This is a genomic window from Klebsiella sp. YJ (assembly GCF_002108615.1).
Lineage (GTDB): Bacteria > Pseudomonadota > Gammaproteobacteria > Enterobacterales > Enterobacteriaceae > Klebsiella > Klebsiella planticola.
Map to the genome: position 1 here is coordinate 36,190 of NZ_MTEG01000030.1, position 24,239 is coordinate 60,428.

Annotated in this window: 26 protein-coding genes; 10 read left to right on the forward strand and 16 right to left on the reverse strand. The window is 55.1% G+C overall.

What is annotated here, in order from left to right:
• Window positions 1-48: 48 nt before the first annotated feature.
• A complete protein-coding gene (gene asr, locus BV390_RS25080) occupies window positions 49-471 on the reverse strand; it encodes an acid resistance repetitive basic protein Asr (protein WP_064359769.1) in 423 nt (140 codons plus the stop codon).
• A 185-nt stretch (window positions 472-656) separates the two neighbouring features.
• Window positions 657-1,286, reverse strand: coding sequence for an NADPH-dependent F420 reductase (locus tag BV390_RS25085; RefSeq protein WP_032687374.1), 630 nt, complete (start codon window positions 1,284-1,286; stop codon window positions 657-659).
• A 107-nt stretch (window positions 1,287-1,393) separates the two neighbouring features.
• Between BV390_RS25085 and BV390_RS25090 the strand changes: the two genes are divergently transcribed.
• Complete coding sequence (locus BV390_RS25090) at window positions 1,394-2,287, forward strand: LysR family transcriptional regulator (protein ID WP_049264731.1); 894 nt, start codon at window positions 1,394-1,396, stop codon at window positions 2,285-2,287.
• Between the two features lie 50 nt (window positions 2,288-2,337).
• Here BV390_RS25090 and mdtK read toward each other — a convergent pair whose 3' ends face one another.
• Window positions 2,338-3,711: an MdtK family multidrug efflux MATE transporter gene (mdtK, locus tag BV390_RS25095; protein WP_032687376.1), complete on the reverse strand. Its 1,374-nt coding sequence runs from the start codon at window positions 3,709-3,711 to the stop codon at window positions 2,338-2,340.
• Window positions 3,712-3,940: 229 nt separating this feature from the next.
• On the opposite strand from mdtK, the gene BV390_RS25100 reads away from it, so the two are divergent.
• On the forward strand, window positions 3,941-4,576 hold the full coding sequence (locus BV390_RS25100; RefSeq protein ID WP_032687377.1) for a riboflavin synthase: 636 nt from the start codon (window positions 3,941-3,943) through the stop codon (window positions 4,574-4,576).
• Between the two features lie 65 nt (window positions 4,577-4,641).
• Here BV390_RS25100 and cfa read toward each other — a convergent pair whose 3' ends face one another.
• Window positions 4,642-5,790 carry a cyclopropane fatty acyl phospholipid synthase gene (gene cfa, locus BV390_RS25105; protein ID WP_032687379.1) on the reverse strand — a complete coding sequence of 383 codons (1,149 nt, stop codon included), beginning with the start codon at window positions 5,788-5,790 and terminating at the stop codon, window positions 4,642-4,644.
• Window positions 5,791-6,085: 295 nt separating this feature from the next.
• The gene (gene punC, locus BV390_RS25110) at window positions 6,086-7,270 is read right to left on the reverse strand and encodes a purine nucleoside transporter PunC (protein ID WP_032687380.1); all 1,185 of its coding nucleotides are present in this window, start codon (window positions 7,268-7,270) and stop codon (window positions 6,086-6,088) included.
• A gap of 109 nt (window positions 7,271-7,379) precedes the next feature.
• Between punC and punR the strand changes: the two genes are divergently transcribed.
• Complete coding sequence (gene punR, locus BV390_RS25115) at window positions 7,380-8,291, forward strand: DNA-binding transcriptional activator PunR (RefSeq protein ID WP_032687382.1); 912 nt, start codon at window positions 7,380-7,382, stop codon at window positions 8,289-8,291.
• 18 nt (window positions 8,292-8,309) lie between these two features.
• On the opposite strand, the gene purR is transcribed toward punR, so the two are convergent.
• Window positions 8,310-9,335, reverse strand: a complete 1,026-nt coding sequence (gene purR / locus BV390_RS25120; RefSeq protein ID WP_004862740.1) for an HTH-type transcriptional repressor PurR — start codon at window positions 9,333-9,335, stop codon at window positions 8,310-8,312.
• A 295-nt stretch (window positions 9,336-9,630) separates the two neighbouring features.
• Here purR and cydH point away from each other — a divergent pair, with 295 nt between their 5' ends.
• Complete coding sequence (gene cydH / locus BV390_RS30870) at window positions 9,631-9,720, forward strand: cytochrome bd-I oxidase subunit CydH (protein ID WP_004862736.1); 90 nt, start codon at window positions 9,631-9,633, stop codon at window positions 9,718-9,720.
• A 163-nt stretch (window positions 9,721-9,883) separates the two neighbouring features.
• Window positions 9,884-11,044, forward strand: a complete 1,161-nt coding sequence (locus BV390_RS25125; protein WP_032687384.1) for an MFS transporter — start codon at window positions 9,884-9,886, stop codon at window positions 11,042-11,044.
• Window positions 11,045-11,089: 45 nt separating this feature from the next.
• Here the strand turns inward: BV390_RS25125 and sodB are convergent, their stop codons facing one another.
• A complete protein-coding gene (gene sodB, locus BV390_RS25130; protein WP_032687386.1) occupies window positions 11,090-11,671 on the reverse strand; it encodes a superoxide dismutase [Fe] in 582 nt (193 codons plus the stop codon).
• Between the two features lie 298 nt (window positions 11,672-11,969).
• Here sodB and BV390_RS25135 point away from each other — a divergent pair, with 298 nt between their 5' ends.
• Window positions 11,970-12,461 (forward strand): GNAT family N-acetyltransferase, encoded by a 492-nt coding sequence (locus BV390_RS25135; RefSeq protein WP_032687387.1) that lies wholly within the window; start codon window positions 11,970-11,972, stop codon window positions 12,459-12,461.
• 39 nt (window positions 12,462-12,500) lie between these two features.
• On the opposite strand, the gene BV390_RS25140 is transcribed toward BV390_RS25135, so the two are convergent.
• Window positions 12,501-13,379 carry a C40 family peptidase gene (locus BV390_RS25140; protein ID WP_032687389.1) on the reverse strand — a complete coding sequence of 293 codons (879 nt, stop codon included), beginning with the start codon at window positions 13,377-13,379 and terminating at the stop codon, window positions 12,501-12,503.
• A 337-nt stretch (window positions 13,380-13,716) separates the two neighbouring features.
• Here BV390_RS25140 and grxD point away from each other — a divergent pair, with 337 nt between their 5' ends.
• Window positions 13,717-14,064: a monothiol glutaredoxin 4 gene (gene grxD / locus BV390_RS25145; protein ID WP_085397443.1), complete on the forward strand. Its 348-nt coding sequence runs from the start codon at window positions 13,717-13,719 to the stop codon at window positions 14,062-14,064.
• A gap of 52 nt (window positions 14,065-14,116) precedes the next feature.
• Here the strand turns inward: grxD and rnt are convergent, their stop codons facing one another.
• From rnt to BV390_RS25165, 4 genes are all read right to left on the reverse strand, one after another.
• The gene (gene rnt, locus BV390_RS25150) at window positions 14,117-14,764 is read right to left on the reverse strand and encodes a ribonuclease T (RefSeq protein WP_032687390.1); all 648 of its coding nucleotides are present in this window, start codon (window positions 14,762-14,764) and stop codon (window positions 14,117-14,119) included.
• 106 nt (window positions 14,765-14,870) lie between these two features.
• Window positions 14,871-15,278 carry a lactoylglutathione lyase gene (gene gloA, locus BV390_RS25155; protein WP_032687392.1) on the reverse strand — a complete coding sequence of 136 codons (408 nt, stop codon included), beginning with the start codon at window positions 15,276-15,278 and terminating at the stop codon, window positions 14,871-14,873.
• A gap of 244 nt (window positions 15,279-15,522) precedes the next feature.
• Window positions 15,523-16,620, reverse strand: a complete 1,098-nt coding sequence (nemA, locus tag BV390_RS25160; RefSeq protein WP_004862710.1) for an alkene reductase — start codon at window positions 16,618-16,620, stop codon at window positions 15,523-15,525.
• 53 nt (window positions 16,621-16,673) lie between these two features.
• The gene (locus BV390_RS25165; protein ID WP_032696034.1) at window positions 16,674-17,273 is read right to left on the reverse strand and encodes a TetR/AcrR family transcriptional regulator; all 600 of its coding nucleotides are present in this window, start codon (window positions 17,271-17,273) and stop codon (window positions 16,674-16,676) included.
• Between the two features lie 138 nt (window positions 17,274-17,411).
• On the opposite strand from BV390_RS25165, the gene BV390_RS25170 reads away from it, so the two are divergent.
• Complete coding sequence (locus tag BV390_RS25170; protein WP_032687394.1) at window positions 17,412-17,651, forward strand: DUF1289 domain-containing protein; 240 nt, start codon at window positions 17,412-17,414, stop codon at window positions 17,649-17,651.
• Window positions 17,652-17,699: 48 nt separating this feature from the next.
• Window positions 17,700-18,596 (forward strand): aldo/keto reductase, encoded by an 897-nt coding sequence (locus BV390_RS25175; RefSeq protein WP_032696035.1) that lies wholly within the window; start codon window positions 17,700-17,702, stop codon window positions 18,594-18,596.
• A 134-nt stretch (window positions 18,597-18,730) separates the two neighbouring features.
• On the opposite strand, the gene BV390_RS25180 is transcribed toward BV390_RS25175, so the two are convergent.
• The 3 genes from BV390_RS25180 to BV390_RS25190 are packed head-to-tail and all read right to left on the reverse strand — an operon-like array spanning window position 18,731 to window position 21,904.
• Window positions 18,731-20,761: an FUSC family protein gene (locus BV390_RS25180; protein ID WP_032699675.1), complete on the reverse strand. Its 2,031-nt coding sequence runs from the start codon at window positions 20,759-20,761 to the stop codon at window positions 18,731-18,733.
• The gene (locus BV390_RS25185; protein WP_032687397.1) at window positions 20,761-21,657 is read right to left on the reverse strand and encodes an efflux RND transporter periplasmic adaptor subunit; all 897 of its coding nucleotides are present in this window, start codon (window positions 21,655-21,657) and stop codon (window positions 20,761-20,763) included. The genes BV390_RS25180 and BV390_RS25185 overlap by 1 nt, the downstream gene beginning before the upstream one ends.
• 10 nt (window positions 21,658-21,667) lie before the next feature.
• Window positions 21,668-21,904 carry a DUF1656 domain-containing protein gene (locus BV390_RS25190; RefSeq protein ID WP_032687398.1) on the reverse strand — a complete coding sequence of 79 codons (237 nt, stop codon included), beginning with the start codon at window positions 21,902-21,904 and terminating at the stop codon, window positions 21,668-21,670.
• Between the two features lie 172 nt (window positions 21,905-22,076).
• Here BV390_RS25190 and slyA point away from each other — a divergent pair, with 172 nt between their 5' ends.
• Window positions 22,077-22,517, forward strand: coding sequence for a transcriptional regulator SlyA (slyA, locus tag BV390_RS25195; protein WP_032687399.1), 441 nt, complete (start codon window positions 22,077-22,079; stop codon window positions 22,515-22,517).
• 1,122 nt (window positions 22,518-23,639) lie between these two features.
• Here slyA and slyB read toward each other — a convergent pair.
• Window positions 23,640-24,107: an outer membrane lipoprotein SlyB gene (gene slyB / locus BV390_RS25200; RefSeq protein WP_032687400.1), complete on the reverse strand. Its 468-nt coding sequence runs from the start codon at window positions 24,105-24,107 to the stop codon at window positions 23,640-23,642.
• Between the last annotated feature and the right edge of the window lie 132 nt (window positions 24,108-24,239).

Sequence of the window (24,239 nt, forward strand, 5' to 3'; positions counted from 1 at the left end):
GGCGCTGAAGCAGCGCCGGTTTATGATTAACTCAACTTAGCGGAAGAATTAAGCAGCCGGTTGTGCAGCCGGTTTAGCGGCCTGATGTTTAGTGGTTTTGTGGTGTTTTTTTGCTGCCTGAGCTTTCTGCGCTACCGGTTTAGCCGCGGCTTTGTGGTGCTTTTTCGCTGCCTGGGCTTTCTGCTCAGCGGCTGGTTTGGCAGCAGCTTTGTGGTGTTTTTTTGCGGCCTGGGCTTTCTGCTCAGCGGCTGGTTTAGCGGCAGCTTTGTGGTGTTTTTTCGCGGCCTGAGCTTTCTGTTCAGCGGCTGGTTTGGCAGCGGCTTTGTGGTGTTTTTTATGATGGGTGGTCTTGGCAGTGGTGCTGTGAGTTGCAGCAGCCGGAGCCTGAGTAGTGCTTACTGCATCAGCAGCGAAAGCAGCAGAAGACAGACCCATAGCAGCGGCAACGACCAGAGCTAATACTTTTTTCATTCTGATATCCTCGAAATTGTTTCTTCAGTTAACCCCACTGCGGGGCTGTTGAAATTACTATAAGTTTTTCTTTCTCAGGCTTCAGTGAGTGTTTGGTATCGGCGAGTAACGGAATGTACAACGCGCAGGGCGGGCGAAAAGCAGGATGCTCCGCCAACGGAGTCAGCGTCGGCGGAGGGGGGCGGTTAGCGATGCGGTGTATGGGACAAGGTCGTGAGCAGCGTCGGGCGGGTCATTCGTACGCAATAGGCGGGCTGGCCGCGTTCAAAACGCCATCCTTCGGACAGTGGTCCGGCGTCGACGGTGTCAAAGCCAAACGCCTCGTACAGCGCGGCGGCGATCGCTTTTCCTTTTTCACTATCGCCTGCTAACGGCAGCGCCCGACGATTTTCCGCCCCCGCGGGCAGTCCATCGCTTTCCAGTTGGGTCATGGGAATAGCGTTAAACGCTTTAGTGACGGTAGCGGCAGGCAGGATCTGGGCGAGCAATTCGCTGGTCGTGGTCTCTCCTGACTCCAGCGCCTCGATCGGGCCATCACGCTCGGGATAGTAATTCACTGCATCAATGACATGTTTATCCTTAATGCCGGCAACCGGCAGCGAATGGATAGCGCTGAGCGGCACGGCAATGACCACCACCTCGCCAAATTCGGCAGCGTCCTCTGCGCTACCGACCTGACAGCCAATCATCGGACCCAGGCTGAAAAGAGTCTGGGGCCCCCGCGAGTTACTCAACATGACATCGTGACCGGCGGCAAGCGCCAGCTTCGCGATAGACCGGCCAACGAATCCGGCGCCAATAATGCCAATCTTCATTTTCAACTCCTTACCAATGATCTGATAGTGTCGATAAATTTAATTCCATCTCTGCAGAAGATAAATCGTAAGATAGTGGAATGATAAACAACTCAAATGAGTGAATCATGGACCAGCTCACCAGTATCAGGGTTTTCGTGAAGGCGGCTGAAACGGGGTCGTTTGCCGCCGCTGCCGGACAGCTGCGACTCTCGCCGCAGATGGTCGCCCGACACGTGGCAGCGCTTGAGGCGCACCTGGGCACTTCATTAATCGCCCGCACCACGCGCCGACAGACGCTCACCGATATCGGGCGTAGCTATTATGAACGCTGCCGGGTGGTACTGGCTGAGATCGCGGAGGCGGACGCGGTGGCGCAGGAGATGAAAGCGACACCTTCAGGCATCATCCGGGTGAATGCGCCGGTCACTTTTGGTTCGCATGCGCTCGCAGCCTTTATTACCGACTATCTTGCCCGCTACCCTGACGTTCAGGTTGAACTGACGTTGAGCGACCGCATTGTCGACCCGATAGAAGAGGAGTTTGAGGTGATCGTGCGCATCGGTGAGCTGGCCGACAGCTCGATGGTTGCATGGCCTCTGCTGCCATACCGGCTGATTGCCTGCGCGTCACCTGACTATATTTTGCGCCACGGCGAACCGCAGACGCCGACCGATCTTCAACATCACGCGTGCCTGGTGTATGGACACTGGTCGGCGGGCAGCGCCTGCCGGTGGCAATTTGAGAAACAGGGGGCCATGTTCGAGATCAAACCCACCGGGCGGTTCCGCGCGAATGACTGGAAGGCGCTGATGAATGCGGCCATTGCCGGGCACGGTATTACCCTCGGGCCGGAAGATGTGTTGAAAACCGAAGTGGAGCGGGGGAGCCTGGTGCAGGTATTAGCCGGATTCTCAGGACCGGCGCGGCCCATGCATATTCTGGTGCCGGCTGGACGTCGGCGGACGACGAAAATTAAATGTTTTGTTGACGCCTTAAGAACCGCGCTGGGCCCGCGCTGAATCCCTACGACGGTGAGGAGCGGCACCCTGGGAACAGGTGCCGCTGTGCGTTAGCGCGCCGCGCGTTGCAAAATCACGCTGGACGGTTGACGCTGCAGGAAACGCATCCGCAGCATCATCATCACTGCTGCCGAGGTGAGCCCGATAATAAATCCGCACCAGAAACCGGCGGGCCCCATACGCGGAACAAGCGTATCGGTTAAGGCCAGCAGGTAGCCGCTCGGCAGTCCCAGCACCCAGTACGCGGTAAACGTAATAAAGAAGATCGAACGCGTATCTTTATATCCGCGCAGAATCCCGCTACCAATCACCTGTACGGAGTCGGAGATCTGATATATCGCGGCCAGCAGCATCAGTTGGGAAGCCAGCAGGACCACTTCTGGATTGTCGTTATACAGCAGGGCAATTTGCTTACGCATCAGGATGGTGAAAATCGCCGTGATCACCGCCATGCAGACGCCAACGCCAACCCCGGTTCTGGCAGAAACCTGCGCATCGAGGGTGGAACCCTGCCCAAGACGGAAGCCGACGCGGATGGTGACCGCTGCCGCCAGCGAGAGGGGTAAAACGAACATCAGCGAACTGAAGTTCAGGGCTATCTGATGGCCCGCGACGTCCACAATCCCCAGTGGAGAAACCAGCAGCGCAACGACCGCAAACAGAGTGACTTCAAAAAACAGCGCCAGCGCAATTGGCAGCCCAAGCTGCACCAGACGTTTAAGCACGCTGAAGTCCGGTCCGCTGAAGCCTTCATCGCTACGGATATCGCGCATAGAGCGGGCGCGACGTACCCAGGAGATCATACAGAAGAACATCACCCAGTAAACGGATGCCGTCGCCACGCCGCAGCCGATGCCGCCCAGTTCAGGCATGCCAAAGTGGCCGTAGATAAAGATATAGTTAACGGGAATATTGACCAGCAGGCCGATAAATCCCATTACCATCCCCGGTTTGGTTTTCGCAAGGCCTTCACACTGGTTACGTGCGACCTGGAAGAAGAGATAGCCGGGGGCGCCCCACAGCAGCGCGCGCAGGTAGCCTACCGCTTTTTCGGCGAGGGCCGGGTCAATATTGTGCATCGAGCTGATGATGTACCCGGCGTTCCACAGCACGACCATGACCAGCAGCGAAACGAATCCCGCCAGCCAGAACCCCTGACGAATCTGATGAGCAATGCGGTCGCGGCGACCGGAGCCATTTAGCTGTGCGATAACCGGCGTCAGCGCCAGCAGCAGACCGTGGCCAAAGAGAATTGCCGGGAGCCAGATAGAGGTCCCAATCGCGACGGCTGCCATATCGGTGGCGCTATAGCCACCCGCCATCACGGTATCGACAAAGCCCATGGAGGTCTGGGCGACCTGTGCCAGGATCACAGGAATGGCCAGTGCTAATAACTGACGCGCTTCAATAAAATACTTCTGCACGTGAACACCTTTATATTGTTGTTATTTTGAGACTAAAAAAGCCGCCGTAAATGGCAGCAAGAAGAAAGAGCAGAGGGATTTTCCAGTCTATTGTAGCGAGGATGCGCCATTAAGCCAGTGAAAAAATGGTAGGGCACGATGCGCGCTGGCAACCTGTTTTGCCAACTGGTATTGTTCCCGACAGGTATAACGGTAATGATACCGTCACGAAAGTCTACAGGAGTAAAGCATGTTTACAGGCATTGTGCAGGGGACCGCTAAAGTGGTGTCCATCGATGAAAAACCCAATTTTCGCACCCATGTGGTGGAGCTGCCTGAGCATATGCTTGCCGGCATCGAGACCGGGGCATCGGTGGCGCACAATGGTTGCTGCCTGACAGTCACCGAAATTGACGGTCCGCGCATCAGTTTTGACCTGATGAAAGAGACGCTGCGTATTACCAACCTTGGCGCTGTAGAGGTGGGGGATGTGGTGAACGTGGAACGAGCGGCAAAATTCAGCGATGAGATCGGCGGCCATCTGATGTCCGGCCACATTATGACCACGGCGGAAATCGTCAAGATCCTGACCTCGGAAAATAATCGCCAGATCTGGTTTAAGGTTCAGGACCCGACGCTGATGAAATATATCCTCTATAAAGGATTTATCGGCGTTGACGGCATCAGTCTGACGGTCGGTGAAGTGACCCCGACGCGTTTTTGCGTACATTTGATCCCGGAAACGCTGCAGCGCACCACGCTTGGCATTAAAAAACTCGGCGATCGGGTGAATATCGAGATCGACCCGCAAACGCAGGCGGTAGTCGATACCGTGGAACGCGTGCTGGCAGCGAAAGAAGCGGCACAACAGCTGAGCGATGAATGATCGGCCGCTGCTGCCGGATGAAGAAGGGAAGAAAAAAATATCCCCCGTGTTAACGGGGGATATTTTTAGCGGGCCACGCGAAGGCCGTTTTCCACACCGCGAGAAAAGACCACCTGCCAGAGCTGAATATCGCGCGCGCGAAAAGCCCCCGCGCAGGCGTTCAGATAATAACTAAACATACGTTTAAAACGTTCCGAATAGTTATCGGCGATATCGGGCCAGCTGGCCAGGAAACGTTCGTACCAGGCCATCAGCGTCGTATCGTAATCGGCGCCGATATTGTGCCAGTCTTCCATCACGAAATGGGATTCGCTGGCTTGCGCGATATGACGAACCGAAGGCAGACAACCGTTGGGGAAAATATATTTATTGATCCACGGATCGACGCTGTGGTCCGTTTTTTTGGAGCCAATGGTGTGTAATAAAAAACGACCGTCAGGTTTTAAATTACGATCCACCACTTCAAAATAGGTGGCGTAATTTTTAGGTCCCACGTGTTCAAACATCCCGACGGAAACAATGCGATCAAACTGGTCATGCAGGTCACGATAGTCCTGCAGCAAAATGGTAACGTCTAACCCTTCGCATCTCTGTTGGGCCATTTTTTGCTGCTCGGCGGAAATGGTCACGCCGACTACGCTAACGTGATAATTTTTGGCCATATAGTAAGCCAGACCACCCCAGCCGCAGCCAATATCCAGCACCCGCATCCCCGGTTCCAGCTGCAGTTTGCGGCAAATAAGATCTAATTTTGCCACCTGCGCCTCTTCCAGCGATTGCGCCTCTTTCCAGTACGCGCAGGAATATTGCATATAGGGGTCGAGCATCCGGCTGAAAAGATCGTTGCCCAGGTCGTAATGTTCTTTGCCGACAATCCAGGAACGCTTTTTACTTTGTAGATTGAACAGGCGTGCGCCCGCGATGCGAAGCGTATCTTTCAGATGGTGAGGAAGCTGATTTTCCAGCCCGGCACGGAGTACTTTATGGAAGAATATATCCAGCCGTTCGCAATCCCACCAGCCGTCCATATAACTCTCACCTAACCCCAGCGACCCTTCCTGTAAAACACGTTTAAAGAAGAGCGGATTGTTAATCCGCAGATCGGAGGGGGCGGTGCCATTAACCTCAATGCCCGCGCGACCGAGCAATTCGGTTGCAATTCGGTACCAGTCGTCGTTTGGTACGCTTACTTCTTCTATACACGATGAACTCATAGCTTCTCCATCACGCCCAAGTGATCAGAACCTTAAAACAGCGTAGACGCTTTTTTGGCTTTGTGAGAAATCTCACGGAATATCCGTGAAGCTGCTATCCGACGTAGAACAGAGGAAGGGCGATAACCCTTGCCGAAAGGCCTTCCATGGTGAAACGGGATGCATCCTGCTCCCGTTAATCTTAAAAAATATTTTATTTATGTGAAGCCGGTTCAGTATAGGCCGCTGAAATCAGGCTTTCAATAAAAATATATTAGCAGGCTAATTACTGAGCCTTAACATCACTGAAACGCGTTTATGCATGAGACGATTCGGTAGTCAGGCAAACGCTGTGACGCTGCATAAAATAACCCAGCCCGGCCAGCACGATAGAGACCAGCATCACGCTGGTGGTAGTGAGCAGCGGCGTGGCAATCAGCGCGGAAACCAGCAGACTGGTCAGGAAGCACAGACCAAGCTGCAGCGTGTTCTGCAGCGCGGCGGCACGACCGGTCGCCTGCGGGAACGGCTTCAGCGCCTGGGCGACAACAATCGGGTAGATCCCGCCATTGACAATGGCCATCACGCAGAAGGGAATCATCACCGCAATAATTGAGACATCCTCAACCAGACCAACCATCCAGGTGGCAGCCACGCTGACGGCGAAAATCACCAGCAGCCAGGGCAGCAGCTGTTGGCCTTGCCATTTCTGCAGCGCCGCGCGGCATCCATAGCCACCGATTAAAAAGGCGATTGTCTGCGGAACATAGCTAAGACCGATAGCGGTCGGGCTGTAGCCCATCTCATGGAGAATAAACGGCGACCCGGTTAACCAGGCAAAAAAGCTGGCGGAGCAGGCGGCGTAAATCAGCACGTTGCCGCTGTATTCGCGCGAGCGCAGCAGCGTCAGAAAGGTCAGCTTCTCGCGGACGTCACCCTGCGGCCTGACGACCGGTTTCAGGCGCAGGGCGGGCACCATCAGCAGCAGGGCGATGGCAAAAAGGGTGGCAAAAATGGCCTGCCATTCCAGATGGGCAAGCAGCCAGCTGCCGAGCAACGGCGCCAGAGCCGGCGATAAACCCACCAGCGGCATAATGGTGGCGAAAATACGGTTAGTGCGCTGAGCTGGATAATAATCGGTGACCATCGCCTGCCAGGTCACCGCCGCCGCGCAGACGCCGATCGCCTGGATAAAGCGCAGCACCAGCATCAGAGTGGCGTCACGCACCCACAGCATTCCCAGACAGCTGATAGCGAAGATCGCCAGCCCGGTTAGCAGAATCGGTTTACGTCCGTAGCGGTCCGAGAGCGGGCCCCAGAACAGCTGCCCGATGGCGAAGCCGGCGAGGAACAGGCTCAGACTGGCGCTGACCGACGCTGCAGAAGTATTGAGATCTTGCTGGATGGCCGAAAAGGCCGGCAGATACATGTCGGTGGCGAGGAAACCCAGCACGCTGAGTCCCGCCAGCCACACTAAAAATCCTTTCCCGGGTTGTTGCATAACATTCTCTTATAGATGCAGGTATGATGCCGCAGAGTGTAGGGAGTGCATTCTGGCTTGTGAAACGCTAATATTTGCTACATGCGTTCAAAATTTTTGCAGGCAGAATATGTGGTCCGAATACTCACTCGAAGTTGTTGATGCTGTCGCCCGCAACGGCAGCTTTAGCGCCGCGGCGCAGGAGCTGCACCGCGTACCTTCGGCGGTCAGTTATACCGTACGTCAACTGGAGGAGTGGCTGGCGGTACCGCTTTTTGAACGCCGCCATCGCGATGTCGAATTGACCCCCGCCGGGCTCTGGTTTTTACAGGAAGGACGATCTGTTATCAAAAAAATGCAGATCACCCGCCAGCAGTGTCAGCAGATAGCCAACGGCTGGCGTGGTCAGCTGTCGATAGCCGTGGATGACATTGTTAAACCGGCCCGTATGCGCCAGATGATTGTTGATTTTTATCGTCACTTTCCCGATGTCGAGCTGATTGTTTTTCAGGAGGTCTTCAACGGTGTCTGGGACGCGCTGGCCGACGGACGCGTGGAGCTGGCTATCGGGGCAACCCGTTCGATTCCGGTGGGGGGACGCTACGCCTTTCGCGATATGGGGATGTTGAGCTGGCATTGCGTGGTGGCGAGCCATCATCCTCTGGCGCAGATGAGCGGGCCGCTCAGCGATGATGTGTTGCGCAACTGGCCGTCGCTGGTCAGGGAGGACACCTCCCGCTCGCTACCAAAACGCACGACCTGGCTACTGGACAACCAGAAAAGGGTGGTGGTGCCGGACTGGGAATCCTCGGCCACCTGCCTCTCGGCGGGATTGTGCGTAGGGATGGTGCCGAGCCATTTTGCTCGCCCGTGGATTGACCGCGGTGAATGGACCGCGCTGGCGCTGGAAAACCCGTTCCCGGACGCCGCGTGCTGCCTGACCTGGCAGCAGAGCGACACGTCACCGGCGCTGTCGTGGCTACTGGATTATCTGGGGGACAGTGAAACGTTAAACCGGGAGTGGCTGCGGGCGCCGGAGTAACCGGCGCCGCACGGGCGATTAGCGACGGTAGTCGACGAACGGGCCGTCTACGACGGAGCGGCGCTCTACCAGCCGCGGGTGAACCTCGATCGACTGTGACTCTTCGCGCTTGTTGACGATACGATCCATCAGCATATTGAAGGCCGCTTCCCCCAGCGAATCTTTCGGCTGGTGGATGGTGGTCAGCGCCGGGCTGAAATAGCGGGCGTTACGCACGTTATCATACCCGATCAGCGAAATGTCCTGCGGCACGCGCAGCCCCATCTCATCCGCAGCGCAGATTGCGCCCATCGCCATGATGTCGCCGCCGCAGAAGACCGCCGTCGGGCGATGCTGCTGGCTGAGGATCTGCTGCATTGCGCGGTAGCCGGATTCAGGCTCGAAGTCTCCCTGCACAATCCAGCTTTCCGGAACGGCGATCTGCGCTTCTTCCATGGCTTTCATAAAGCCCGCCAGGCGCCCGGCGCCGGTGTTACGCTCCAGCGGACCCGGGATCACGCCGATTTCACGATGGCCGCGTTCCACCAGATAGCGACCGGCCATATAACCGCCCTCAAAGGCGTTATCGATGACCGAATCGGTAAAGTCGGCTTTGGATTCACCCCAGTCCATTACCACCATCGGAATATGGCGGTACTCTTCCAGCATGCTGAGCACCGATTCCGGATATTCAGAACACATAACCAGCAGGCCGTCGACGCGCTTTTGCGCCATCATCGACAGATAGGCCTGCTGCTTTTCGAGATCGTTCCACGCATTGCCCAGAATCAGGGTATAGCCTTTCTGGAAACAGCTCTTTTCTACGGCTTCAATAATCTCAGCGAAATAGGCCGCTTCGCTGCTGGTGGCCAGCAGGCCAATCGATTTGGTGTGATTAACCTTCAGGCTGCGAGCAACGGCACTGGGGGAATAGTGCAGCTCTTTGATCGCCGCCCACACGGCGTTGCGGGTTTCTTCCGCCACGAAACGGGTTTTGTTAATTACATGTGACACTGTTGTAGTGGAAACGTTTGCGCGCTTCGCTACATCTTTAATTGTTGCCATTACTTCTCACTCCAGACCTTGACCTGATCGTCTGATTATCGATACGTAAACGTTTGCCTATACACACCCTGAATACAATTTTCAACATTGCATCACGTCGGGAAAACGACACAGAACGACAGGAAGGGGTCAATGGCCGATACGCTTTCAAATTAGCGTGGGATTTTGTCCGATCTTGCGGCAAAGGGGAAGAGCAAAAATGTGCATCACCCTAAAACATGGAAGATTTTTGCGCTATATTGTGCAAAAATGAGCAAGCTCACTTTTCATGTGGGGATAACTGGGGGAAAAATTGATGGATACAGATTTAAAGTTTTCGCTGACGACAACGATTATTGTCCTGGGTCTGATCGTGGCCGCCGGCCTGACCGCGGTGCTGCACTGATTTATCCGGGGGAGAGAGCTCTTTCCCCCGACGTCCCGCCATTATTATCAATTTCGCAAAAATCTTTTGCCATTTCGTTTACTTTTGTTTTTTTGTGATTGATGTCATGCTTTTGACTTCTGATGAGATACCGTCGCCGATGACGGTCTGCTGGAGTCATTGAATGAAAATCAACTTTCCCTTGTTAGCGCTGGCGATAGGCGCGTTTGGTATTGGCACCACGGAGTTTTCCCCGATGGGGCTGCTGCCGGTGATTGCCAAAGGTGTCGACGTGTCAATTCCGGCGGCGGGAATGCTGATCAGCGCGTATGCGATCGGCGTGATGGTCGGTGCGCCGCTGATGACTTTGCTGCTCTCTCATCGCGCGCGCAGAAATGCGCTGATTTTTCTGATGGCGATCTTTACGCTGGGGAACATTCTCTCCTCAATGGCGCCGGATTACACCACGCTGCTGATTTCGCGCATTATCACCAGTCTTAACCACGGCGCTTTCTTTGGCCTCGGGTCGGTGGTGGCGGCGAGCGTGGTGCCGAAACACAAACAGGCCAGCGCGGTGGCGACCATGTTCATGGGCTTGACTATCGCTAATATTGGCGGCGTTCCGGCGGCGACATGGCTTGGCGAGACCATCGGCTGGCGGATGTCGTTCCTCGCGACGGCAGGTCTGGGGCTGGTGGCGATGGTCAGCCTGTGGTTTTCGTTGCCCAAAGGCAGCGCTGGCGAGCGTCCGAACGTAAAACAGGAGCTCTCGGTGCTGGTTCGTCCGCAGGTGCTCTCCGCATTGCTGACCACCGTGCTGGGGGCCGGCGCGATGTTTACCCTCTATACCTATATTTCACCGGTGCTGCACACCATTACGCACGCCTCACCGCTGTTCGTCACCGCCATGCTGGTGTTGATTGGCGTCGGCTTTTCACTGGGTAACTACCTCGGCGGTAAATTCGCCGACCGTTCCGTCTCCGGGACGCTGAAGGGTTTTCTGCTGTTGCTGATGGTTATCATGCTGGCGATTCCGCTGCTGGCGCAGACGCAGCTGGGAGCCGCAATCAGTATGGTGGTCTGGGGGGCGGCGACCTTCGCCGTGGTTCCACCGCTGCAAATGCGGGTGATGCGAGTGGCTCATGAAGCACCGGGGCTCTCTTCGTCGGTCAATATCGGAGCGTTTAACCTCGGCAATGCGCTGGGTGCGGCAGCCGGTGGCGCGGTGATTTCTGGCGGACTGGGTTATGCCTTTGTGCCGGTGATGGGGGCGATCATTGCCGGTGTGGCGCTGCTGCTGGTGCTGTTCGGCGGGCGTTCGCAGCCAGAAGAGGCGTTGGTCTGACAGTCGGTATATTCGCAGAAGGGTTGCCCCTTCTGCGTTAGCGTTTTAGGCCGCCAGATTGGCTGCCACAAACTTCCAGTTTACCAGCGCCCAGAAGTGCGCCAGATAGTCAGGACGGGCGTTGCGGTAGTCGATGTAATAGGCATGTTCCCAGACATCCACGGTCAGCAGCGGTTTGGCGTCGCCGGTCAGCGGCGTGCCAGCGTTGCTGGTGGAGACAATGCTCAGGCTGCCATCGCTATTTTTAACCAGCCATGTCCAGCCTGCGCCAAAGTTCTTCGCTGCCGCGTCGGTAAACTTCGCTTTGAACTCTGCGAAGCTGCCGAAGGATTGATTGATGGCGGCTGCCAGCTCACCTTCCGGCTCGCCGCCCGCATTCGGCGCGAGGCAGTTCCAGTAGAAAGTATGGTTCCAGACCTGGGCCGCATTGTTAAAGATGCCGCCTTCAGAAGCGCGGACGATCGCTTCTAAAGATTGACCTTCAAACGCGGTGCCTTTGATCAGGTTGTTGAGGTTGGTGACATAGGCCTGGTGATGTTTGCCGTAGTGGTATTCCAGGGTTTCTGCGGAAATGTGCGGCGCCAGGGCGTCTTTTGCATACGGTAATGCAGGTAATTCAAACGACATTGTTACTCTCCTTATAACTTCTTGTTTTCTAGCTCACATTCAAAGGATGTTTTACCATCCAGAACAGCATGTACTGTCCCTCGCCGGGGCGAGTGCAACAGGTTTTTATTGTGATCGGAATGCTAACACTTGCAGAAGGGAGTTAAAAGCCTTGCAATGATAAAGGGTATATTTAACAAACTTACCCGGCTAAGCCTTCGCCGGAGCGCAAGGCATCGCATTTCAACAGGGCTGGTTGATCGCTGTTGCCGTTGAAATATAAAGTGATTAGTGAATATCCATTTTGCAGAGGTCTGTTTTGTCTAACATAGTCTATCGCCAGGCGACTCTGGCCGACGTCGAACGCTGTTTTGAAATTGAAACGACCGCATATGAAGGGGATGAAGCGGCCACTCGTGAAAAGATTGCCACCCGAATCCAGCAGTACCCGGAAGGATTTCTTTGCATGGAACGGCAAGGAGAGGTCATTGGCTTCATTAATTCAGGGTGTGCGTGGGAAGTCGTGATGTCGGATGAAGCCTTCAAGGAGCTGGTCGGGCACGATCCTCGCGCGCCGAATGTCGTGATTATGTCTGTCGTCGTTGATCCTGAACACCAGGGAAAAGGGTATTCGACTGCTCTGATGGAGCGCTTTATCCGGCAGATGGCGCAGGCGCAAAAGAGCGCCATTCACCTGATGTGCAAAGACCGACACGTGGCCCTGTATGAGAGATTTGGTTTTCGCTACGAGCGGCCTTCCGCCTCGGATCATGGCGGCATGTCCTGGCATGAGATGAGCCTGACATTATAGTGAGGAGAGTTGACCTGCCGCAGACGCGGCAGGTCAGGCTCAGCGAATGGTTTTGGGGGTCATCACCCGGCGTGCGCCGACATAGTGGCGAATCCAGTAATCTTCGCTTAATGAGGTGATCTGGATGTCGCGGCCGGTACGCGGCGACTGAATAAACTTGCCGTTGCCAACGTAAACGCCGACGTGATCGGCGGTGCCGCGCCCACGGGTGCGGAAGAAGACCAGATCGCCGCTCTGCAGCTCGCCGCGATCGACCGGACGGGCATCGCGCAGATGATACATCTCATTGGCGGTGCGCGGAATGCGGATTTTTACCAGATCCTTATAGGCGTAGTAGACCAGCCCACTGCAGTCGAAACCGGTACGCGGCGAAGTTCCGCCCCAGCGATACGGTTTGCCAATCTGATCCATTAACTTCGACATAGCGGTGCTTTGCGCTCTCTGCACGCGTGCTTTATGCGCATCCGCCAGGGTCAGCGGCGGTTCTTCCGCGATTGTTTTGCAGCGTTTTTTGTAACCTTTACGCACGACGCATTTACTCTGCACGCTGGCCATGACCGGGGCCGGTTCAGCGGCTGGCGCGATCGATTTCGCACACTGCTTTTTATACCCTTTACGCAAAACGCATTTTTTGGTGCCGGCGGCCTGACGGTTCAATGCCGTCTGGCTGGATGCGGTGGTGCGAGTGGGGTGTCGGGTGCGGGTGGCCGTTGAGGCTTTCTTGCTGGTGGTTTTGGTTGTGGACTTCGTTTTCTGACTGCTGGCTTTTTTCTTACGTTCTGTAGTGCCTTTCGCCGCATGCGCTTTTGGCGTGGCGGAGGTGTGCGTATGCCCTGAAGCATGCGCCAGTGGTGTAAATGAGATAGATGTAAACAGTAATGCACAGAGCGAAATCGCGATTTTGTTTAGCCGCGCCACTGAGCAATCCCCTGATTAATGACAGATATGTACCCATACCTGACGGTGAATGACAAAACCCAACGATTCTAAAGCATAAAAACCCGGAAAGTTAATACTCTTTTGTATCTAAAGTGTCGTTTGATTAACAATTGCAAAAAATTATCTCAGACATTAACCACCTTGTACGCGAAATGTACAGCGATACTGCTTTTACGCGGCCAAAATGATATTTTTAAGGCAACTTCTGACCACAGAAGATAAAATATAATGAGTGAAAAAAATGTTATTATCTGTCCTGCGTTCAGGACGCTACAATGACAAATTACTGCCGTATAGAAGTTAAGGAAGCATGACAATGAGCACGACTGTAGAAAAAATCCAACGTCAAATCGCTGAAAACCCGATCCTGCTGTACATGAAAGGGTCTCCGAAACTGCCAAGCTGCGGTTTTTCCGCTCAGGCTGTGCAGGCGCTGTCTGCATGCGGCGAGCGTTTTGCCTACGTTGACATCCTGCAGAACCCGGATATCCGCTCGGAACTGCCGAAATATGCGAACTGGCCGACCTTCCCGCAGCTGTGGGTTGATGGCGAGCTGGTTGGCGGTTGCGACATCGTGATTGAAATGTATCAGCGCGGCGAACTGCAGCAGCTGATCAAAGAAACGGCGGCAAAGTACAAGACCGACGAGCCGAAAGCTGAATAAGTCTGCCGCCAGTAAAAAAGCGACTTCCTGCGAAGTCGCTTTTTTTTGTCTCTTACTCTTGTCCGGCAAGCGGTAATGGCCAGCCGCCAAGACGTTTCCAGCGGTTGACGATTTCGCAAAACAGCTGCGCCGTCTGCTCGGTATCATACAGCGCAGAGTGCGCCTTGCTGCCATCAAACGCCATTCCGGCGGCCAGGCAGGCTTTGGACAGCACCGTCTGGCCGAGCGCCAGTCCACTCAGCGCCGCGGTATCAAACGTCACGAACGGATGAAACGGATTACGTTTGAGTCCGGCGCGTTCGGCGGCGGCCATCGTAAAGGTGAGATCGAACGTCGCGTTGTGCGCCACCATGATGGCACGATTACAATCGTTATCCTTAATTCCCTTGCGGACCATTTTAAAAATGGCGTGTAGGGCGTCGTATTCGCTCACCGCGCCGCGCTCAGGATCGTTCGGATTGATGCCGTTAAAGGCCAGCGCTTCAGGCTGCAGATTGGCGCCTTCGAAAGGTTCAACATGAAAATGCAATGTCTCGTCCGGCATTAACCAGCCTTGCTCATCCATTTTCAACGTAATGGCGGCGATCTCAAGCAGGGCGTCGGTTTTAGCATTAAACCCGGCGGTTTCTACATCAATCACCACGGGGTAGAAACCACGAAAACGGTCGCACAGACCATTAAGTTGAACGTTCTCGGACATCTGATTCTCTTAACTGGAAAAAAGTAGCGCGCATTATGGCAAATTTTGCCGCGCCTTGCAGCAGGAAGGGGAAAAACAGCGGGCGCCGATGAGCGCCCGAAGCAGGTTAGTTGCCAAGGCCTTTGCCGGCGTCCTTCTCTTCAATCAGTTCGATTTTGTAACCGTCCGGATCTTCAACGAAAGCGATAACCGTGGTGCCGCCTTTCACCGGACCCGCTTCGCGGGTGACGTTGCCGCCGTTCTGGCGAATACGCTCGCAGGCTTCGGCGGCGTTATCCACGCTCAGCGCGATATGACCGTAAGCGCTGCCGAGGTCGTATTGGTCAACGCCCCAGTTGTAAGTCAGCTCGATAACCGCCGTATCGCTTTCCTCGCCGTAGCCGACGAAGGCCAGCGAGTATTTGTATTCGGTATTTTCGCTGGTACGCAGCAGCTTCATGCCCAGTACGTTGGTGTAAAACTCGATAGAACGTTGCAGGTCGCCAACGCGCAGCATAGTGTGAAGTAAGCGCATAGTTTTTATACTCCTTGTTTACAGCCTCTTAGCAGAGACCGTATGTGCAATTGTCTGAATAGCGTAACAAAACGGACAAGGCGTTTCATACCCCTGAGCACTATATCGTAAAAAGGCCGCCATTTCAGGCGGCCCTTACGCCGATCTTTCTTGTCGCATCCGCGGGCGAGATGAGTGCGTCCTGGATGTGCAGTCAGTTACCACAGAATACGATAGCGGCTAACCGTCGCGATACCCGGCGGGATTACAACGTCGGGTAATCGGTGTAGCCTTCCGCGCCGCCGCCGTAGAAGCTTTCAGGGCGCTGCGGGTTCAGCGCGGCCTTGTGCTGCAGACGAGCGACCAGATCGGGATTGGCGATATAGTCACGACCGAAGGCCACCGCATCAATTAAGCCTTTGCCGATCAGATCGTTGGCTTTTTCTACCGTGTAGGCACCGGCGCCGATAATCGCGCCCGGGAAGCGATCGCGCACTTTTTGGCGGAATGCGTCGCTGTACGGCTGGCCGCCGGCCCAGTCCGGCTCGGACATGTGCAGATAGGCAATGCCGCGTTTTGCCAGCTCTTCAATCAGATACAGCGCATCGGCTTCTTCGTTCGGGCCATTATCGACATTCTGGAAACTGCCGATTGGCGACACGCGGATCCCGATGCGATCGGCGCTCCACTCTTTGCTGACGGCATCCACCACTTCCAGCACCAGGCGCGCACGGTTTTCAACGCTGCCGCCGTATTGATCGGTACGGTGGTTAGAAGAAGGGGACAGGAACTGATGCAGCAGGTAGCCATGCGCAGAGTGCAGCTCTACAAGGTCAAAACCGGCATCGCGGGCATTGCCGACCGCCTGGCGGAAATCATCGACGATCCCCGGGATCTCATCGAGCTCCAGCGCACGCGGCATGGAGGTGTCGACGCGAATGGCGTGGCCATGTTCATCGCGCAGGGAGGTACGGGTGCCCGCACTGATAGCAGAAGGCGCAACCGGCGCTTCGCCGCCGGGCTGCAGGGAGTTGTGGGAAATACGACCGGTGTGCCACAGCTGCACGGCGATACGGCCATGTTCAGCGTGAACGCCGGCGGTAATTTTCTGCCATGCCGCGATCTGTTCCGGGCTGTGCAGGCCCGGAGCGCCGGCGTAGCCTTTTGCCTGGGCGGAAATCTGCGTGGCTTCGGAGATGATCAGTCCGGAGCTGGCACGTTGACGATAGTACTCGGCCATTAACGGCGTCGGGATATCGCCTGGTTCGATACTGCGCAGACGCGTCAGCGGAGCCATAAATACACGGTTAGGTACAGTTATTGCACCGACTTTCAGTGGAGAAAACAGTTTTGATTCGGACATAATGACTCCTGAGTAGACCGGTCGTCTTGTAATTCGTTAAATAAAAACGCCTGTTAAACGTCAGGCGCTGCAATAATCTGTCTGGCATGGGCAAGGGCGCTTTCCAGCGGCATTGCACTGCGGGTAATCTTGGCCTGCAAATTGGCCCCCAGCCACAGGGAGTAAAGCACCTGGGAGAGGGTAAAAGCATCGCCGTTAAATGTCAGGCTCCCTTCCTGGCGACCCTTTTCCAGCGCTTCGCCCAGCAACGTAATAATCTGGCTGGCGCCTTTGTTCATCTCTTCACGCATGGATTCAGACAAATCACACACTTCAGCGGAGAGTTTCACCGTCAGGCAACCGCTGATAATACCCTGCTGGCAAAACTGCGTCAGAGTATGCTGGTAATAAGCCAGCAGACGGTCGCGATAGTTCCCTTCGCCGTGAGCAAAATGGTCAACCAGGCGGCGGATATAGCCAGCATAGTGATGTTCAAGCAGCGCGACGCCGTAAGCTTCCTTAGAGCGAAAATAGTGGTAGAAAGAACCTTTCGGCACTTCCGCTATTTTCAGCAGTTCGCTCAGGCCCATTCCGGTAAAACCGCGGTGCATGCACAGCTGTTCGCCGGTCACCAGAATATGTTCGCGAGTATCGTATTCACAATGTTTGTTCATGGCGCTCACTGTAATAGACCGATTGGTCTAATGCAAGCGAAAAAATGTCGCCCGGGGCAGAGGCTGAACAACAAAAGTTGCGAAGCAGAGTTGAAACGTCTTCAATAAAAGACACAGAAGAGTCGCCGGAGGCGTGGAGTGGCAGAGCAGCTGGAGTTTTTCCCGGTACAGAGTCCATGCCGGGGAATTTGTCAGTCGGACGAACGTGGATTTTGTCGCGGTTGCTTTCGTAGTCGTGAAGAGCGTTTTCACTGGCAAACAATGAGTGATGCCCAGAAGCAGGACGTGCTGCGCCTGTGCCGTCAGCGTCTGTTGCGCAAATTACGCGCGAATAAACCGCAGGCCGAGGAAGAACCACAGCAGCCTTCACTGTTTTAATGGCAAAATTGCGTATACTCAACACACTTTTTTGTTGAGGACGTTGTTATGGTTCAGCGTATTGCTATGGCCCCGCAGGGGCCGGAATTCTCGCGTTTTGTTATGGGCTACTGGCGTTTGATGGACTGGAATATGTCCGTGAACGAGCGGGTCAGCTTTATTGAGCAGCACCTGGATCTGGGCGTGACTACCGTCGATCACGCGGATATTTACGGCGATTATCAGTGCGAAGCGGCTTTTGGCGAAGCGCTGAAGCAGGCTCCGCATCTGCGCGGTCGCATGGAAATCGTCAGCAAGTGTGGGATTGCCACTAAAGCCCGCGCCGAAAATACCATCGGCCACTACATCACCGACCGCGATCATATCGTCTTAAGTGCCGAGCAGTCCTTGCGCAATCTGGCGACCGACCATCTTGATTTGCTGCTGATTCACCGCCCGGATCCGTTAATGGATGCGGATGAGGTGGCGGAAGCCTTCCTCGCACTGCATCACAGCGGTAAAGTTCGCCACTTTGGCGTCTCCAACTTTACGCCGGCGCAGTTTACGCTGCTGCAATCGCGTCTGCCGTTTACTCTGGCCACCAACCAGGTTGAAATCTCTCCGGTACACCAGCCGCTGCTGCTGGATGGTACGCTGGATCAGCTGCAGCAGCTGCGTATCCGGCCGATGGCCTGGTCCTGCCTCGGCGGCGGGCGGTTGTTTAATGATGAAAGCTTCCAGCCGCTGCGTGATGAGCTGGCGCAAGTGGCTCAGGAGCTAAATGCTGAGAGCATCGAGCAGGTGGTTTATGCGTGGATCCTGCGTCTGCCGTCGCAGCCGTTACCGATTATCGGCTCCGGTAAAATCGAGCGTGTCCGCTCTGCCGTGGTGGCCGAAAAACTGAATATGTCTCGTCAGCAGTGGTTCCGCATCCGCAAAGCTGCGCTGGGTTATGACGTGCCATAACTGACTGGCGCCGCCTTCGCAATGGCTGTCCCGGTCGGCGACGAACCGGGATGGCCCTGTCGGAGGCGTTGTTCGCCGCTTTCTCCTCGCCATCACGCCACAGCGCTTCGCTGAAAATCAGAACGCATTCCGTTTTACGAGGCGCTCGCTCTCTCCGTTATCGTCCCGACCGCAGGTGCCTGCTCAAGCTGAGACAGGGCGCAATACAGCCGCCAGATCACGGCCGCCAGCTCTTTTGCTGCCGGCTGATGATGATGGTTCAGCGTGTCGCAAATTCGCTGTAGCTCCTGCAAGGTTGAGGCCAGGGGGCGTTGCTGGACCCCGCGTTCGCTCATGACATCCCGGAGCAGACTGATGCATAAATCCCGTACCTGCGAGAGCGGGTCAGAACGGGTTTCCCACTCGCGAAGCTGCCAGACCACGTGCGAACAGTTAAGCAGCACCACGCCCCAGCGCAGCAGCCAGCGGCGCGCCAGGGCATCCTGGCTGTTACTTAACTGACTGATGTGATGGTAGACCAGCGATTCAAACTCGTGTTCGCTATGCTGAGGGCGGCGGCTCAGCTGATCAACAAAGTGACGGCGTAACGCTTTGATGTGCCGGCGGCTCTTACGCGCATCGGAACCGGGGCTGATCACGGCAAAAGCAAGCCAGGCAAAGCCGACGCCAATGATTTTTCCAAGATTGTCGTTGAGGAACGAGGCAAAGTCGTAGACCGGCGGGTTGGTCACCGAAATAAACGACCCCATGAACACAATCAATTGTCCCCACAGACCCGCCAGCTTGGGCATTTGCAGCTTAAGCAGTTGCATGGTGGTCAGTAGCGGGAAAAGGAACAGCAGGAACTGCCACAGGTCGGTTATCTGTACCATCAGACCGAATTTCACCCCGAAGCTGAATATCGACAGCAATATCAGCGTACGCATCAGCAGGGTCAATGATTTGAACGGCGAGGGTGAGACCGAGTAAAGCACGCAGCAAATTGCTGCCAGGGTGAGCGCGGCGGCGCACGACTGCCATTGGGTGCTGATACCCCAGGCGCCTACCGCAACCAGCGCGCAGAACGTTCTGATGCCGTTCCACAACGCTTCGGCCTGATCGGTATGACGAGCTAACGCCGGGGCGGAAGGAACATTAAATTCGGCGATTACCGAGGCGTTTTCCACGCGCTGGAGCCAGCGACTGCTGTCCAGATACAGGCGGCAGAAGTAGCGCAGGCGCTTCCAGAACGCGAGATGGCGATAGTCGGCATCGGCGGGAGGCGCCAGCGGGGCGATTATCCGTGCGACAGCGTAAAAATCGGCCCGTGGATTGGCCAGCGCGATAAGCAGCGTTTCCAGTACTTCGCGGGTCTGCGCCGGCGCGGCCGGCCAGTTAACCAACATCCGCCGCAGGCTGGAGATGACGCTGGTCAGCCGCAGCTGCTGGTGGAGTAAATAGTTCAGCAGCGGGTTCTGACGACGAAAACGGTAATGACTCCAGAAGGCCTGAATACGCAGCAGGTTCATGGTCAGGATTTGCCCGATCACGCTTTCGTGGGCGGTGCGAATGGCATCGGTGGTTTCCGGCACCCACAGCAGACTGGCGTGCTCAAGCAGGCGAGCATGCATATTTTTCAATGCCGTCAGCAGCGCAGTGCCATCCGACGTACTGGGCATGATCATCATCATCAGCCCGCCGCACAGGATGCCGACGATAACCTCGCAAACTCGCGACTGCGCGATAGTCCACAGCTCGTTGGCGTCGGTAATGTTGATAACCGGAAAGGCGATAATGGCGCAGGTATAGCCGGCGAGCTGGAAAGCGTAGGCCACGTTGTTGGTATACATTGCGCAGGCCCAGGTACAGAGCGCAATCCACGCCGAAATGCTGAATAAAAATAGCCAGGGGTCGTTTAGCGTATGTCCGGCGAGCAGCAGCGCGGCACAGGCGCCGAGCAGGCTTCCGGCAATGCGTCCGAAGCTCTTACTGATCACGCCACCGACCGTCGGGAAACTGACGACGGCGGCAGAGGTCATCGCCCAGTAAGGCTCATCAAGATCCAGCCAGTAAGCAATACTCAGCGCGAGACACATCGCGATGCCGTTACGCAGGGCATAGCGCCACTGCGGACGGCTGGCTTTAACCCAGGGAAGAGCACGCCATGACGGGACCTGCAGCTTCATCAGGGTTCGCCAATTGAGACGGTGCAGGTGGTCCCGGAAACCAGCGTCGTATCCGCAGGCAAACCGTTGAGTTCGATGCGCACCGGTACGCGCTGGGCCAGACGAACCCACGGGATATTCGGTTTAATATTGGCAACCAGGCTGTTCCCGCCTTCGATACTTTGGTCGACGATGGCACGGCCGATACTGGATACGTGACCCTGTAACGTTTGCTTGCTGCTGTACAAAACTATCTGCGCACTATCGCCAGCGCGAATATGGCGCAGCTTGGTCTCTTCAAAGTAACCAATGACATAAAATGAATTGCTATCGACAAGGGCGAAAACCGGATGGCCTGCCGAGGCGTAGTCGCCCACGCGGGTCGTTAAGTTTGTCACCCAGCCATCTACCGGCGATTTCACGGCCGTCTGACCAAGCTGCCATTGCGCGTGCTCCAGACTGGCCTGCGCCACGCCGACCACCGCTTTGGCGGCTTCAAGGTTGGTCGTCGCAGTGTTCAGCGCGGTATTGGCGCTTTCCAGATCTTCGGCGGAGATTGCCTCTTGCGAAAGATGACGACGACGACGGGCGTCACTGGCCGCTTTCGTTTGCTCCGCCTTGGCTTTGGCCATTTCCGCTTGCGCTTTCGCGAGCTGCGCTTCGGCGTTGAGAGCGGCAATACGATAAGGGGTGTCATCGATCCTGAACAGAACGTCGCCGGCTTTGACTAACTGGTTATCGCGAACGTTTAGCTGGAGGATGCTGCCGGAGACCTGCGGCGTGATGCTGACCTGTTCGGCGCGTACTTTGCCATCCCGGGTCCAGGGGGATTGCGTGTAATAGTTCCAGACCAGCCAGGCGGCAATGATCGCGAGTGCGGCGACCAATAAGGTCGAGAGGTATTTGAGTTTTTTCATGTCGTGAACATTACCAGGCAGTCAGTAAAACCAGAGCCAGACACACAGAGAGTGCAAACAGGGACAGATCCATCAGCAAGGGATGCCAGATATCGCCGGCATACATCCAGTCGCGCAGCTGGCGGTGAATAACCAGCCAGATAAAAAATCCCAGCAATACGGCTTTAAACAGGGGAGGAAAGTAAATTGACGCACCGAATACCAGGTCCTGGAGCGACAATCCGGAAGTGTTAAGACTCAGTTTCACAAGCAAAAATCCTTTGCCATTGCAGGGAGAATGTTCAGAGCATGCTACTATTACACATTGTAAATCATTGTTTTGAATTTGGTGTATCAGGTAATTCATTTGTTTTGATTATTCAAATGCTGCACACTATTCTAAAATCAGTATAATAACTTAGCAAGCTAATTATAAGGAGATGAAATTGGAATCGCCACTGGGTTCTGATCTGGCACGTTTAGTGCGCGTCTGGCGCGCGCTGATCGACCATCGCCTGAAACCTCTGGAGTTAACGCAGACGCATTGGGTCACGCTGCACAATATTCATCAGCTGCCTCCTGAGCAGTCGCAGATTCAACTGGCGAAAGCTATTGGTATCGAGCAACCCTCACTGGTGCGTACGCTGGATCAGCTGGAAGAGAAAGGTCTTATTTCTCGCCAGACTTGTGCAAACGACCGGCGCGCGAAACGAATCAGGTTAACGGAAAAAGCGGAGCCGCTGATCAACGAAATGGAAGAAGTGATCGGCAAGACGCGTGATGAGATTCTGTCTGGTGTGTCGGCAGAAGAAGTCGCAACGCTGCTCAATTTAATCCGTAAACTGGAACAAAATATCCTCGATCTTCAGGCAAAAGATTAATTTATTCAGGGCCCTGAGCGTTCAAGGCCCTTTTTTTATCTTCGGTTATGCTAAGCGTCAGTTAGCCATCTGATTCCCTCCGCCGTTCCTGGCCTGATACATGGCGGCATCGGCTCGTTTTTCGCCTGACGGAGACGTTCTGCCCCCGTCAGTCTTCATGAACCGTTCTGACCAGCAGGAGAGCGGTGAGGCTATCAAGGGGTGGCTGCAATTATAGCGCCGGCCCAGCGAATCGTGGGTCCAGTTTTGACAGCAATAATTTATCCCTGAATTCCCGACAGAGGTTAAACACATCACACCGTAAATAAATAAGGTACCGGGCATTGCACCGAAGGGGGCTTTTGCGACTGGTGTCTGCCATCAACAGGAAAAGCAAAAAAATAATACGCTGTGCAGAAGATTCACCGCAGCAAACTATATTGTGTGGCCGCGGTAAAATAATAATTCGGTATATATAACCTTCCGCTGGCCTGAATGAAATAATGAGCAGGGAGTAATACTTCCGGCAAAAGCAATGCACAATACCAGAATAAGCGTATGTGCCTGCCGGGGGAGTTTTCGCTATGGCGACAGGTGGAGAAAATGCGAGCGGTGATAAACAGTCGCATCGTATTCTCGTTAGCCTGACAGGCCTGTCGCCCCAGCCTCAGACGCTGCGAAAGCGCAGAGGGTGGCTGTCAGGCCCAGGGATTTTCTGGCATACCCGTCAGTCTAAAGCAAGAAAGCGTGACGCGGAGTATGAATAAAAAAGTGAATCCGCGGGGCGTGGAGTCAAAATCGATATACGATTCATTAATGTGGCCCGAAATAAACCTGTCTCTTTCATGAAAACAGCGCTGCACACGAAGTGAATAAAATTCCTTCACGCCGTGCTGAAGAATAATACGCATGGCTGTTGAAAACAATATCCATCTTTTGGGACGGCGCGAGAAGTGTGACGGAATAAGATGACAAAGCCGTTATGAGTTGACGGTGAGCGAACATGGGGTTGCCCGAGCACGGTGTTTTTATATAACAGCGGTGCTGCCGAGTTCTTTTTTTCAGACACTACCGGACACGGTTTTGATATTAACCAGAGGGAGAAGCAGGGCGGCCATAAAGACCGCACTGAGAGGTTCAAACTTAACGTGGGGAGACGGTAACCTGGCTGCCGCTGCCGGCAATCGCCACGCGCTGGCCGACAGAGAACGGCGTGCTACCCTGTTTCTGCACCACCAGGATGGTATTGCCGTCATCTTTACGGATTTCCAGCTCAACGCCCTGAGTTTTGTTCATTGCGCCCTGTACACCCTGTCCGGCTACGCCGCCGGCGACCGCGCCTGCTGCGGTGGCCAGAGAGCGGCCGGTACCGCCGCCGATGGTATTACCGAGGAAACCACCAAGCACCGCACCACCGATAGCACCGATAGCATTGCTGTCATCACCGCTCTGGATCTGTACTGCGCGGGTATGAACAATGGTCCCGTAGGTGACGCTTTGCACCTGTTTGGCTTCCGATGCGGAGTAAACGTCTCCGGAGAGGCCGCTGCTGCTCACGCAACCTGCAAGCGATAAACCAATCATCGAGACAGCCAAAACACGTAAAATCATTTATGAATCTCCTTCACCGAATAGTGTTCTGTTGAACGTCCATGCGTTCAATTATATGGCATTTCATCGTCGGCTGGCATACTTCCAGCATGGACCAGACAAAAAATAATAATCCGCTCCTCTTCAACTTAA